We start from the raw sequence: 12,781 nt of genomic DNA, 5'->3' as shown, positions 1-12,781 counted from the left end.
TGCCTCTCCCAGCTGTTCCCCGAGCCGGCTCACGAGCACACGCTCGAGCGTGAGGCGGGCGCCCAGTAGTCGCCCACCGCCGGTGCGAGCAGCGTGCCGGGGTCCGAGTCCACGAGGTGGATGCCGAGGACCACCGGCACACCTTCGACGTGCAGGGCATCCGAGCTGATGATGAGGCGACGAACGCTCTGGCCAGGTCTCGGGACCACCGGGTTGTACGAGTGGATCTCGCCACGGCGCACGGCCGGGACAGTGCGGAGCCGCGGCTAGTGGGCCTCTGCCAGGGCAGTCCGGCTTCGAGCACCTGGTGGTCGGCGTATCCCTCGTGCTCGGCGTACCAGGCGGCCATCTTCTCGGCCTCGGCACGAAGAGCATCGTGGCGGGCGAGCTTGGCCAGGTAGGCGGCCGGCGACGGCGCGCCGGCCCGCGCGGCACAGGTGCGGACGTGCTCGTACGTCGAGGCATCCAGTTCCACGACCAGGTGCTCCATGGGGGCCAGACCACCTGACGGATGTCATGGTCATGGCCTGGTCGGCCCCGGGTTCGGCGGGGTCGGGCGGCGGGAGATCGCTGGTCACGTGCCCCTGGAGGGGCCCGCCGGTCAGATCGAGATGGTGCCGGCGGGCCTAGTGGCTCGCGGCGAGATCGGCGAGACGTGTGAGCAGGGCCCGTCCGGCGTCCGCCACAGTCTGCAGCCCGCCCTCGTCCGCAATCCGAACGGCCCGCTGCACCTGGTGGGGGAGGCGGGCCGCCTCGGCGAGCCGGAGACCGGTGGTCAGCGCTACTTCGGCTTCATCGCGCTGATGCGCGGCGAGCAGCACAGTGGCGACAGTGATCCGCTCGATGGCCGCCCACTGCGGCGCTGTCGGCGTGACCGTTGCTCTCGACCTTCGCAGGATCTCGATCGCCCGCGTGGCGCGCCCCGTATCGGCGAGACCGCGTAGGTGTATCTCGCGGTGAACGAACTCGTTGGTCAGCATTCCGGAGTCCTGCGCACCGTCGAGGTGCCGGCGGTAGTGGTTCATGGAGTCGTCGAACAGTTCGGCCTGCCCGGCTTCGCCGGCGGCGCGAGCGAGCAGGGCGCTCGCCGTCGTAGCAGTGCCGGTGGCGGTCGATCGGGCGACGGTGTGCCGCAAGCGGGTGATCGCTGCAGGAATGCGTCCAGCTTTTCGAAGCTCGTTTCCGCGCATTATGAGTGCCTCCGTCATGAACGCCGGTTCGCCGAGGTGTGTCGCGATGTGCAACGCCCGCCCGGTCCAGGTGGCCGCACTGGTCAGCTTCTCCTCGGGGAGAAGGTTTCCCAGTGCGATGCCAAGGCTGAGTCGAGCACGTCCGAGCACGGCAACGAATTCCCGGTCGAGGAGGCCCTCCCTTGCTCGTGATTCGAGGCGGACGACGAGAGGCCACAGTGCTTCCACCGCCTGCGGCGTGCCCGGACTTCCGTGCGATCTCGGCGAGTGAGAGCACTGAATCGGCGAGCTGCAGCACGGTGGCATATGTCGTGTCGTCGGCCTCGGTGACTCCCAACGCGTGGACGGGGATGCCAAGCGTCCGCGCGATCCGGCGGAGGGCGCCCACGTCGTTGATCACCCGACGCCCGGTCTCGATCATGGAGATGTAGGTCTTGTCATAGCCGAGAAGAGCAGCCAGTCGCTCCTGGTTGAGGCCGTTGATCCGCCGATAGACGCGCAGAATGTGGCTCAGCTCGCGGGTGCGCAGGGCACGCGACGCGTCCGGGCTCGACCAGAGCCACAGGGCCGAGCTCGGCACGCGTCAGCCCGCCTTGTCGAACCATGTGCTGATCGATCGCCTGTACCCGTCGGGCATGTTCAGGCTCGCCACCTCGGATTGCGAGAACAGGCCAATCTCGACCACCCGGAAGCTCCCACTCGTCGCGCTCGTTCTTCAGTAGCAGGACTCGATGTCGCGAATCGAGGACCACGCCTTTGACTGAAATGGAGAACTTGGACGGCGGGGACATGGACATCCTCTCGGCGGCGGGTGCGTGGCCTCGGCGAAACTAGCAGTCATCTCGGGCTCGCGCGGTTGACAATCCGTCACTGGACACGCGTGACATGTGCGGATCAGTGTTTGCGGCATCGTAGAAGGAGGTGGTCGACTTGCTCTCGGATGTGCCTGTCCGCCGATCGACGACGCCCGGCGAGATCCTCACCGATCTCGCTTGCACCGGCCTGGCCCTCATCGACACCGTGCCCGATCGCTCGAGCTTGCTCATGTTGGCCAGGCGACTCGGAGCGGTCGTCGTGCCGCACCGCGACAGCGGGCCGGACGGTGTGACGGTCATCGAGGACCGCGGGGCAGGCGCCGCTGAGCTCGCCGGTTTCACCCGAGGACCGCCCCTCCTCATCACCGTGTGCGGACGGGATCCGATCAGCGGGGGCGAGTTCGTGCTGGTCGACGGCTACGCCGTGTATCTCGATCTTGCCGAGTACGAGCCGGCCGCTCTGGCAGCCTTCTCCGCGCCACGGTCGGCGAGGTTCGGCGGTGCCGGCGGCCACTGGACATCGGTGTTCAGGGTCGCGGGCGGGGTGGTGTCTGTGCGCTTCCGGCTCGATTCGTTGGCAGAGTTCGGGCTACTGGCCGAACCGTACGTTCCGACTCTTCGCGCGGCGATCGAACGGCACTCCTGGACGGTGCCCGCCCACAGGTCGACAGGCTACGTCGTGGACAACCGGCGATGGCTGCACGGCCGCCGGGCCTACACCGGTCCCCGTGTCGTCTATCGGATCACCGCGGGAGCCTGTCGGGCCGACATGATCGTCGGTGGTGTGCCGGAGAGGGTCGTCCGCAGGACGGCGAGCTGAGCCTTGCCCGACCGGAAGACTCTGAACCGGCTACGGCGGGCGCGCGGACGCTGTGCGGATGCCGTCAGACCGGACGAGTCGGCGATGACGTCGGTCTCCGACGGCCGCTCTCACCTGCTCACTGCTGCGGCCTTCGATGACGGCATCCGGCGAGGAACCGGCCACTACGTCGCGATCTGCGGTGCGGTGGTCGTCGCCGCACCCATGTCGTCAGTGCCGGGTCCGAACTGCCGATTCTGCTACAGGTCCGCAGGCGCCGGCCGGTGAGCCGGGAAGCTCCACCGGCCCGATCCGACGGCGCGACCCGTGCGCCGTTCCCGCGCCGGGCCGTCACCGGTCAGCCGCCCGCCGGTACCGCCCCGGCCAGCTCCCGGGCCCTGGTGAGCTCGATCTTTCCGGTCGGGGTGCGCGGCAGCTCGTCGACCACGACCACGACGCGGGGCACCTTGTAGCCGGCCAGCACCGCGCGGACCCGCTCGCGCAGCCGTCCGGGCAGCTCGGGGCCGGCGCCGGGGGAGGCGACGACCGCGGTCACCCGCTCGCCCCACAGCGGGTCCGGCACCCCGACGACCACGCAGTCGGCCACCGCCGGATCGGCGAGCAGCACGTCCTCGACCTCCTGCGGGTGCACCTTCTCGCCACCGGTGTTGATCACCCCGGCACCGCGGCCGAGGAACCGGAGCACACCGTCGGCGCCCAGCTCGGCCAGGTCGCCGGGCACCGCGTAGCGCACGCCGTCGACGAACCGGAACGTGGCGGCGGTGCGCTCGGCGTCGCGGTGGTAGCCCAGCGGCAGCGGGCCGCGGTAGGCGAGCATCCCGGTACCGGGCTCGCCCGGGGCGAGCACCCGGCCGTCGTCGGTGATCAGCCGGGTGGCGGGCACCGGCCGGAACCGGGCCGGCAGGTCGTGCACCGAGCGGGTCACGGCGAAGGCGAACGGGCCGCCCTCGCTGGCCGCGATCGCGTCGGTGATCGTCAGCTCGGCGCGTTCGTGCAACGCCTGCTTGGTCCGGTCGCCGAGCGCGGTCCCCGAGCTCAGCAGCACCCGCAGCGACGACAGGTCGTGCGGGGTGCCCGCACGTTCGGCGCGGACCAGCTCGTCGACCAGCGGGACGGCGATCGCGTTGCCCGCCACCACGATCGTTCCGGCCCGCTGCGCGGCAACCGTCTCCCAGACGTGCCGCGGATCGAGCCGGCCCGGCCGGGTGAGCACCGCCCGGCCGCCGACGAGCAGCGCGCCGAGGGTGTTGAACAGGCCGGTGCCGTGCATCAGCGGCACCACCGGCAGGGTGACCGGCGACCGGCCGCCGGTGCGGGCGGCCACCGCGAGGTCCACGGCGTCGTCGAGATCGGCGGGCGGCGCGTCGCGGCCCAGCGGCCCGAACACCGCGACCGCGATGCTGTGCAGCAGATCGGCCTGCTGCCACACGACGCCCTTCGGCCGTCCGGTGGTGCCGCCGGTGTACATGAACAGCCGGTCCGAGCCGGGGCGCGGGGCGTGCGGGCGGGGCGGGGTCGCGCGGCGGATCTCCGCCAGGTCGGCCGCGTCCGGGCCGGGACCGCCCTCGGGGGCGGCGCCGTCGCGGACCAGCAGCCGCAGCGAGCGCAGGTGCGTCGCGGCGTGCGCGACGTTCGGGGCCAGCGCACCGCTGAACACGATCGCGGCGGCGCCCGCGTCGTCGAGCAGCGAGGTCAGCTCGGCGGCGGTGTAGCGGTAGTTCGCGTTCACCGGGACCGCGCCGAGCTTGAACGCGGCGAACACCGTCTCCAGGTACGCCGAGCCGTTGTACAGGTAGCACGCGACCGTGTCGCCGGCCCGCACCCCGGCCGACTCCAGCGCGGTCGCCAGCCGGGACGCGCGGTCGTCGAACTCGGCCCAGGTCCACCGGGCGGCGGGCTCGCAGACGGCGACGGCGTCCGGGAGGCGGGCGGCGACCGCCTCCCACACGGTGCTGAACGCGACGTCCATGCGGTCACCGTAGAGAGCGCCGGTGCGGGCCGCGATCGGCCGATGACCGTCGGCGGGCCGGTCGTCCGGCCGCGGCGGACCGCGACGGATGACGTAGATCCGGTGACGGGCCCGCTCCGGATGTGCATCCTGGACCCCCGGGCAGCGGAGCCCGGGACGGCCGAGCGGAGGCGCTGCGCGTGAAGGCACCGACCGAGTCCCCGACGACCACCACCCCGGTGCGGGTGCTCGTCGCCGACGACCACGCCGTCGTCCGGCGCGGGATCCGGGCCTACCTGGAAGCGCTGGACGACGTGGAGGTCGTGGCCGAGGCCGGGGACGGCCAGGAGGCGCTGGACCGGCTCGCCGCGATGGCCGTGCACCGGGAGCTGCCCGACGTCGTGCTGATCGACCTGCTGATGCCGCGCCTCGACGGTGCCGCGACGACGGCGCTGATCGCCGAACGCTTCCCCGGCGTGCGGGTCGTCGTGCTGACCAGCTTCGGCGAGATGGAACGGGTGCACACCGCGCTCGGCAACGGGGCGTCGGGCTACCTGCTCAAGAGCGCCGATCCCGGCGAGGTGGTCGCCGCGGTCCGGGCCGCCGCCCGCGGCGACGTGTTCCTCGATCCGAGCGTCGCCCGGCGGCTGACCAAGGAGATGATCTCCCCGCCGAGCGGGCTCGGTGCGCTCACCCACCGCGAGCGGGACGTGCTGATCCTGGTCGCCCAGGGCCGGTCCAACCAGGAGATCGCCGACCATCTGGTGATCAGCGAGCGGACCGCGCGCACGCACGTCAGCAACGTGCTGCGCAAGCTGCAGCTCACCTCCCGTACCCAGGCGGCGCTGGTCGCCGTCCGGCAGGGGCTGGTCCCGCCACCCGGCTGACCGTGACGGATGACGTAGCGCGGCCGGGACGGCCGACCGCCGCCCCGGCCACCGCGAGATCCCTAGCGTCGGACGTCGGGGGCGGACCACGCCCACGGTCGGAGACGCGCCCGCCGGGGCTGGTGCCTGCCACGGCGGCGCCGGTGAGGAGATACCGATGCTCGACGGCAGGGTCGCCGTGGTGACCGGAGCGGGCCGGGGACTGGGCCGGGCGTACGCGCACGCGCTGGCCGCGTCCGGTGCGGCGGTGGTGGTGAACGACCTCGACGCGGACGTCGCGCAGGAGACCGCCGACCTGATCACCGACGCCGGCGGCCGCGCCGTCGCCGAGCCCGGCGCCGTCGGCCCGGCCGAGGTCGCCGACGCGTTGGTCGACCGGGCCGTGCGCGAGTACGGCCGGCTGGACGCGATGGTCACCAACGCCGGCGCACTGCGCGACCGGACGCTGCGCAGGACCACCGACGAGGACTTCGATCTCGTCGTCGGCAGCCACCTGCGGGGCACCTTCACCTGCGGCCGGGCCGCGGCCGCCCGGTTCCGCGAGCAGGGCGACGGCGGCCGGCTGATCCTCGTCGGGTCACCGGCCGGGCAGCGGGCCAGCTTCGGCCAGAGCGCGTACTCGGCGTCCAAGGGCGCGATCGTCGCGATGATGCGGACCTGGGCGGTGGAGCACGCGAAGATCGGGGTCACGGTCAACGCGATCCTGCCGACTGCGTTGACCAGGATGGTCGCGACGATCCCCGGGCTCGGCGAGCTGGTCGAGGCCGTCGACCGGGGCGAACCGGTGCCGCCGGAGGTCCGGCGCACCGGACTGGGCACCCCGGACGACGCGGCGCCGGTCGTGGTGTGGCTGGCGTCGGCGGCGTCCGCGCACGTCACCGGGCAGGCGATCGCCGCGGGCGGGGACCGGATCGCGCTGTGGACGCACCCGCAGGAGGTCGCCGAGCGGTTCCGCGACGGCGGCTGGAGCCCGGAGGCGGTGGCCGCGGAGCTCGCCGACGCACCGCTGCAGGACTTCACCCAGGCGCTGCCCGCGGCGGCCACCGGCGGCACCCGGTGAGCGCGCCGACGGTCGCGACCGGCACCGACGGCGTCCGCGCGCTGCCGCTCGGCGAGGTGCTCGGGGAGAGCGGCCCGGTGACGGTGACCCAGCGCGACGTCGACCTGTTCGCCGAGGCCACCGGCGACCACCAGTGGATCCACGTCGATCCGGAGCGGGCCGCCGGGACACCGTTCGGCGGCACGATCGCGCACGGCTACCTGACGCTGTCGCTGGTGCCGCGGCTGCTGCCGGAGATCCTGCGGCTGGATGGCTTCTCGATGGTCGTGAACTACGGCTGCGAGAAGGTGCGGTTCCCGTCGCCGGTGCCGACCGGCTCCACGCTGCGGGCGACCGCGGTGCTCGACGACGTCGCCGAGGTGACCGGCGGGCTGCAGGTCACGATCACGATGACGATCACCGTGCAGGGGGCGGCGAAGCCGGCCTGCGTGGTCACGTTCCTGACCCGGCACCTGGTCTGAGCACGGCGTGAGCACCGGGGCGGGCGCAACGGGCCGCGCCCGCCCCGGCGGTCAGGAGGTCGCGGTGCGCCAGCCGGGCCGGTAGTCGTCGCGCGCCATCTCGCTGTACGGGGCGGGGCTGACGACCGCGCGCACGGCGAACTGCTCGTGCGGCTCGACGGTGGTCTTGCGGCTGCCGCCGTCCGGCTCGCCCCAGACCACCCGCACCTCGGCGCCGTGCGGGACACCGGGATCGACGGTGGCCAGCGACAGCGCCTTGCGCTCGTTCGCGCTGTACCCGGTGAACATCGACAGGCCGATGACGTTGTCGTCGGCGTCGAGGACCGAGTCGAAGTTGGACGAGCCGAAGTTCGCGTTCGGCAGGTCGAAGAACTGGTACTCGGGCCCGTCGGAGACGGGGGAGGCGAGCAGGGTCGCGACGTCCTCGGCGTTCCAGGCGAGGGTGACCTTGCGCCGCTCGGTCGCCGGGTCGATCTTCTCCAGCGCGGAGCGGCCGACGAAGTCGTGGTCGAACTTCACGAAGCCGCCGTAGCCGAGCTCCCACGGGTTGGTGTAGTAGTCCTCGACGTCGGCGGAGACGAAGCTGCCGGCCAGCGCGTTGTTCGCCTCGTAGGAGTCGGCGCCCAGCCACTCCCGGTAGCCCTTCAGCTCGTCGCCGGTGTAGATCGCGGGCAGCGGCGACGGGATCCAGCCGGACTCCAGGGTGTTGCACGAGTAGGCGCGCGCCCCGGCCGGCTCCAGGCCGAACTCGCGGCCCGCCTCCAGGATCGTCTCGCGCACGGCGCCGTAGCTCTCGTACGGTCCCCAGATCTCCAGTCCGGGCGCGCCGGCCATCCCGTGCCGCAGGGTCCGCACCGGTTGCCCGCCGATCGTCATGTGCCCCATCCGGAAGAACTTCACCTTCTCCAGAGGGCCGCCGTTGACCTTCTCGATGACCTCCCAGGCGCGCGGGCCCTGGATCTGGAACCGCCACACGTCGCGGGTCACCTCGCGGCCGTACGGGCGGGACGGGGAGCGCTCGTCGCGCCGGATGTCGACGTCGTAGCCCTGGCCCTGGAAGGTCAGCCAGTTCGCGACCGGGGCGCGCCCGACGAAGACGAACCGGTCCTCGGCGAGCCGGAACAGGATGCCGTCGCCGATCACCCCGCCGCCGGGCGCGACCGGCACGAACTGCTTGGCGGAGTCGACCGGGAAGTTCGCGGTGCTGTTGATGCCGGTGTCGGTGAACAGCTGCAGCGCGCCCGACCCGGACACCCACAGGTTGACCATGTGGTGGGTCTGGTCGAACAGCACCGCGGTGCGCTGCCAGGCGCGCACCTCGCGCCGGAAGTTGCTGAACTCCGACGGGACGACCGGGTAGATGTAGGCGCCGAGCTGGGCGTTCCGCAGCAGGTCGACGGTGTCGCCCGCCCGGTCCAGCACGTCCTGCAGGTTCCTCGCGCTCATGGTGCTCCAGTCCTCGACGACGATCGGACCAACGCTAGGAACGCCGCGAGCGGTCGTGGCAGCGCCCAACGACGGCAGCGGGCCTGCCGCGACGGCCGCACCGGGCGCGACGGATGACGTAGCGGATGCCCGCTACGTCATCCGTCCCGTGCCGGACGGGGCGGGACGGTGACCGCCGGTCGGGACATCCGGGCGATGGCCGCGGCCCGTCCGGCTCCTAGCGTCGGTGCCACGGCCGAGCGCAGGGGGAACCAGGATGACCAGCAGGAACGACCTGCCGGGGACCTACGTCTTCGACGGCCCCGCCGGACGCCGCGGGCGGCCGCTGAACCGGCTGCTGCAGTCGCTGCGCACCGAGGACGCCCGGGCCGGATTCCGCGCCGACGAGGCCGCCTGCTGCGCGCGGTTCGGGCTGTCCGCCGAGCAGACCGCGGCCGTCCTGGAGCGGGACTGGCAGGCGATGCTCGATCTGGGCGGCAGCATCTTCTACGTCTACAAGCTGGCCATGATGGACGGACGTTCCATGCAGTACCTGGGCGGCGTGTTCACCGGCATGAGCGAGGACGAGTTCACGGCGGCGATGGCGGCGGGGGGACGTACCGATGTCTGAGGTCATCTGGGGCCTGGGGACCTCGCACGTGCCGTCGATCGGCGCCGCGATGGACCGCGACCTGACCGCGGACCCGCGCTGGGCGCCGCTGTTCGACGGCTACGCCCCGGCCAGGGCCTGGCTCGCCGAACGCACCCCGGACGTCGCGATCCTGATCTACAACGACCACGCCAACGGCGTCGACCTGGACATCGTGCCGACCTTCGCGATCGGCACCGCCGAGGAGTACCGGGTCGCCGACGAGGGGTACGGCCGGCGTGCGGTGCCGGACGTCGTCGGGGACCCGGACCTGTCGTTCCACCTGCTGGAGCACCTGGTCGACGACGGCTTCGACCTCACCGTGTTCGCCGAGCTCGACGTCGACCACGGGTTCACCGTGCCGCTGTCGGTGTGGACGCCCGAGCCCGGCGACGCCTGGCCCTGCCCGGTCGTCCCGATCATGGTGAACGTCATCCGCTACCCGCAGCCGACCGCGGCCCGCTGCTACGCGCTCGGGCAGGCGATCGGCCGGGCACTGGCGTCCTACGACGGCGCGCGCACCGTCGGGATCCTCGGCACCGGCGGGATGTCGCACCAGCTGGCCGGCGCCCGGGCCGGGTTCGTCAATCCCGGCTTCGACCACATGTTCCTGGAGGCGATCGCCGACGACCCGCAGAAGCTCACCGCCCTGCACCGCGACGAGTACATCCGGCTCGCCGGGTCCGAGGGCATCGAGCTGATCATGTGGCTGGTCATGCGCGGGGCGATGAACACCCGCGTCCGCACGGTGCACACCGCCTATCACGTGCCGGCGTCGAACACCGCCGCCGGGCTGGCCCTGCTCGACAACCGGAGCGCCCCGTGACGTCACTGCTGGACCCCCCCGACCGGGACGGCGCGGCGCCGCGTGCGGACCGGCGGTCCGTGCTCGCCCGGGTGCTGCGCGCGGCCACCTACGAGGTGCTGCCGTTCCCGAGTGCCGCGGACAAGGTGCTCGCCCACGTCCCCACCGGCACCGGGCTGAGCGTCACGACCACCGAGGCGAAGGGGCTCGACCCGACCGTGGAGCTCGCCGTCCGGCTCACCGGGCACGGCTACCGGGTGGCGCCGCACCTCGCGGCCCGGCTGGTCCGGGACCGGGCGCACCTGGCCGATCTCACCGACCGGCTCACCGACGCGGGGGTCCGCGCGCTGTTCGTCGTCGGCGGTGACGCCGCCGAGCCGGTGGGCCGCTATCCGGACGCCCTTGCTCTGCTCACCGAGCTGCACGAGATCGCCGGTGACCGGTTCGACCGGATCGGGATCGGCGGCTACCCGGAGGGGCACGGCGGGATCGCCGACGAGCTGATCGCGGGCGCGCTCACCGCGAAGGCGCCCTACGCCACGCAGATCGTCACCCAGCTGTGCTTCGATCCGGCCGCCACCGTGCGGTGGGCCCGCCGGATCGCCGCCGCCGGGGTGCGGCTGCCGGTCCGGGTCGGCGTGCCCGGCGCGGTGAGCAGGCAGAAGCTGATCCGGGTCTCCGCCGGGCTGGGGCTCGGGCAGTCGGCCCGGTTCCTGCGCAAGCAGCAGGGGATGCTCCGGCGGTTCTTCCTGCCCGGCGGCTACCGGCCGGACCGGGTGCTGGACGGCATCGCCCCGGCACTGGCCGCCGGCGACACCGGCCTGGCCGGGATCCACGTGTTCACCTTCAACGACCTCGAGAGCACCGAGACGTGGCGACGTCGGCTGCTCGAGCGCCTGGACCGATGACGGCGCGCCCGATCGACGGCCGCGCCCGCGCCCGCGAGCTCGGCGCCGCACTGGCCGACGAGGTCGCCGCGCTGCACGCGTCCGGGATCCGGCCCGGGCTCGCGACCGTGCTGCCCGGCGACGCCGGCTTCGGCGCCCGCGCCTACCGGCGGCGGCTGCACCGGCTCGCCGCGGAGCTCGGCGTCGGCCACCGGACGGTGGAGCTCCCGGCCGGGGCGTCGCAGGCGGCGGTGCTCGACGCCGTGCGGTCCTGCAACGACGATCCGGCCGTCTCCGGGGTCCTGCTGCTGCGCCCGCTCCCGCCGGGCGTGGACCAGGCGACGGCGTTCGGCGCGCTCGACCCGGCGAAGGACGTCGAGGCGCTGCACCCGGAGAACGTCGGCCTGCTCGCGCTCGGCGCGCCCCGGTTCGTGCCCGCCACCCCGGCCGCGGTGTTCGACCTGCTCGACACCTGGATCGACGGCACCGGACAGGACCGGGACGGCTTCTACCACCGCAGCCGGATCGTCGTCGTCGGGCGGTCGGCGACCGTCGGCGTCCCGGCGGTCGCGCTCGGCTGCGCCCGCGGTGCGACCGTCTCCTCGATCGACGAGTGGGCCGACCGGACCGGCGGGATCGGCCGCTACACCCGCTGGGCGGACGTGCTCGTCGTCGCCGCCGGCCGGGCCGGGCTGGTCCGCGCCGAGCACGTCGCACCCGGCGCCGTCGTGCTCGACGTCGGGATCAACGCCGTCACCGGGCCGGACGGGACGGTCCGCACCGTCGGCGACGTCGACGCCGGATCCGTCGCGGCGCGGGCCGCGGCGCTCACCCCGGTGCCCGGCGGCGTCGGGCCGGTCACCGACGTGCTGCTGCTGCGCAGCACGGTGCTCGCGGCGCGCCGGGCCGCGACGGCCGCCGCCGGATCGCGGGCCGCGTCGTGACCGCCTCGGCGCCGGGCCCGCGCGCGGTGCTGCTGCTCAGCTGCCCGGACGCGCCCGGCATCGTGCACGCCGTGACCGGTCTGCTCGCCGGGCAGGGCTGCACGATCGTGCAGAGCCACCAGTTCGGCAGCGCCACCACCGGCACGTTCTACCTGCGGATCGAGTTCGCCCGGACCGACGGCGCCCGGCCCGACCTGGACCGGCTCGGCGCCGGCGTCGCGCCGATCGCGGCGCGGTTCGGGATGACCTGGAGCCTCGCCGACACCGGGCACCGCCCGCGCACCGTGATCATGGTCAGCCGGTTCGCGCACTGCCTCAACGACCTGCTGTTCCGGAACTCGATCGGCGAGCTGGCACTCGACGTCGTCGCGGTCGTGTCCAACCATCCCGACCTGGGGCGGCTCGCCGACGGGTACGGGGTGCCGTTCCGGCACATCCCGGTCACCCGGGAGACGAAACCGGCCGCGGAGGCGGAGCTGCTCGACCTGGTCCGCGCCGAGGGCGTCGAGCTGGTGGTGCTGGCCCGCTACATGCAGATCCTGTCCGACGACGCGTGCGCGGCCCTGCAGGGCCGGGCGATCAACATCCACCACTCGATGCTGCCCAGCTTCAAGGGGGCGCGGCCCTACCACCAGGCGCACGAGCGCGGGGTGAAGTTCATCGGGGCCACCGCGCACTACGTGACCGCGGACCTCGACGAGGGGCCGATCATCGAGCAGGAGCTGCTGCGCGTCGACCACTCGCTGAGCCCGCAGCAGCTCGCCGCCCGGGGCCGGGAGGCCGAACGACTCGCGCTGGCCCGGGCGGTGCGGTGGCACAGCGAGCACCGGGTCGCGGTGTCCGGCAACCGCACCGTCGTGTTCCCCTGACCCGCCGGGCCCGGGCCGGGA

13 protein-coding genes and 1 pseudogene are annotated in these 12,781 nt (G+C 73.2%); 9 read left to right on the top strand and 5 right to left on the bottom strand.

All coding sequences use genetic code 11. The features are described 5' to 3' along the window. Nucleotides 1-29: 29 nt before the first annotated feature. The 3 genes and pseudogenes from ACVJO7_RS10875 to ACVJO7_RS10865 form a co-directional block, all read right to left on the bottom strand. On the bottom strand, nt 30-242 hold the full coding sequence (locus tag ACVJO7_RS10875; protein WP_491672758.1) for a hypothetical protein: 213 nt from the start codon (nt 240-242) through the stop codon (nt 30-32). Nucleotides 243-626: 384 nt separating this feature from the next. Further along, the gene (locus tag ACVJO7_RS10870; RefSeq protein WP_491672991.1) at nt 627-1,418 is read right to left on the bottom strand and encodes a hypothetical protein; all 792 of its coding nucleotides are present in this window, start codon (nt 1,416-1,418) and stop codon (nt 627-629) included. 127 nt (nt 1,419-1,545) lie between these two features. After that, nucleotides 1,546-1,770: pseudogene (locus tag ACVJO7_RS10865) on the bottom strand (helix-turn-helix transcriptional regulator); the annotation flags it as partial. A gap of 341 nt (nt 1,771-2,111) precedes the next feature. Between ACVJO7_RS10865 and ACVJO7_RS10860 the strand changes: the two are divergent. Next, complete coding sequence (locus tag ACVJO7_RS10860) at nt 2,112-2,825, top strand: Fe(II)-2OG oxygenase family protein (protein ID WP_491672757.1); 714 nt, start codon at nt 2,112-2,114, stop codon at nt 2,823-2,825. Between the two features lie 337 nt (nt 2,826-3,162). Here the strand turns inward: ACVJO7_RS10860 and ACVJO7_RS10855 are convergent, their stop codons facing one another. Next, the gene (locus ACVJO7_RS10855; protein WP_491672756.1) at nt 3,163-4,794 is read right to left on the bottom strand and encodes an AMP-binding protein; all 1,632 of its coding nucleotides are present in this window, start codon (nt 4,792-4,794) and stop codon (nt 3,163-3,165) included. Nucleotides 4,795-4,973: 179 nt separating this feature from the next. Between ACVJO7_RS10855 and ACVJO7_RS10850 the strand changes: the two genes are divergently transcribed. From ACVJO7_RS10850 to ACVJO7_RS10840, 3 genes are all read left to right on the top strand, one after another. Further along, complete coding sequence (locus ACVJO7_RS10850) at nt 4,974-5,660, top strand: response regulator (RefSeq protein WP_491672755.1); 687 nt, start codon at nt 4,974-4,976, stop codon at nt 5,658-5,660. 157 nt (nt 5,661-5,817) lie between these two features. Next, nucleotides 5,818-6,720 (top strand): SDR family NAD(P)-dependent oxidoreductase, encoded by a 903-nt coding sequence (locus tag ACVJO7_RS10845; protein ID WP_344020511.1) that lies wholly within the window; start codon nt 5,818-5,820, stop codon nt 6,718-6,720. Continuing rightward, a complete protein-coding gene (locus ACVJO7_RS10840) occupies nt 6,717-7,181 on the top strand; it encodes a MaoC family dehydratase (RefSeq protein ID WP_491672754.1) in 465 nt (154 codons plus the stop codon). The genes ACVJO7_RS10845 and ACVJO7_RS10840 overlap by 4 nt, the downstream gene beginning before the upstream one ends. Nucleotides 7,182-7,232: 51 nt before the next feature. Here ACVJO7_RS10840 and ligM read toward each other — a convergent pair whose 3' ends face one another. Beyond that, nucleotides 7,233-8,627, bottom strand: a complete 1,395-nt coding sequence (ligM, locus tag ACVJO7_RS10835) for a vanillate/3-O-methylgallate O-demethylase (RefSeq protein WP_491672753.1) — start codon at nt 8,625-8,627, stop codon at nt 7,233-7,235. Between the two features lie 256 nt (nt 8,628-8,883). Here ligM and ACVJO7_RS10830 point away from each other — a divergent pair, with 256 nt between their 5' ends. The 5 genes from ACVJO7_RS10830 to purU are packed head-to-tail and all read left to right on the top strand — an operon-like array spanning nt 8,884 to nt 12,760. After that, nucleotides 8,884-9,237, top strand: a complete 354-nt coding sequence (locus tag ACVJO7_RS10830) for a protocatechuate 3,4-dioxygenase (RefSeq protein WP_344020505.1) — start codon at nt 8,884-8,886, stop codon at nt 9,235-9,237. Next, nucleotides 9,230-10,081 (top strand): class III extradiol dioxygenase subunit beta, encoded by an 852-nt coding sequence (locus tag ACVJO7_RS10825; protein ID WP_491672752.1) that lies wholly within the window; start codon nt 9,230-9,232, stop codon nt 10,079-10,081. Before ACVJO7_RS10830 ends, ACVJO7_RS10825 begins: the two co-directional genes overlap by 8 nt. Then, nucleotides 10,078-10,968, top strand: coding sequence for a methylenetetrahydrofolate reductase (locus ACVJO7_RS10820; protein ID WP_491672751.1), 891 nt, complete (start codon nt 10,078-10,080; stop codon nt 10,966-10,968). The genes ACVJO7_RS10825 and ACVJO7_RS10820 overlap by 4 nt, the downstream gene beginning before the upstream one ends. After that, entirely contained in the window at nt 10,965-11,891 is a 927-nt protein-coding gene (locus ACVJO7_RS10815; protein ID WP_491672750.1) for a bifunctional 5,10-methylenetetrahydrofolate dehydrogenase/5,10-methenyltetrahydrofolate cyclohydrolase, read from the top strand. The genes ACVJO7_RS10820 and ACVJO7_RS10815 overlap by 4 nt, the downstream gene beginning before the upstream one ends. Beyond that, entirely contained in the window at nt 11,888-12,760 is an 873-nt protein-coding gene (gene purU / locus ACVJO7_RS10810; protein ID WP_491672749.1) for a formyltetrahydrofolate deformylase, read from the top strand. Before ACVJO7_RS10815 ends, purU begins: the two co-directional genes overlap by 4 nt. The last annotated feature ends 21 nt before the right edge of the window (nt 12,761-12,781 follow it).

Source organism: Pseudonocardia sp. DxW, assembly GCF_058448985.1.
The sequence above is the reverse complement of the archived record's forward strand: the minus strand, read 5'-3'. Positions and strand labels throughout refer to the sequence as shown.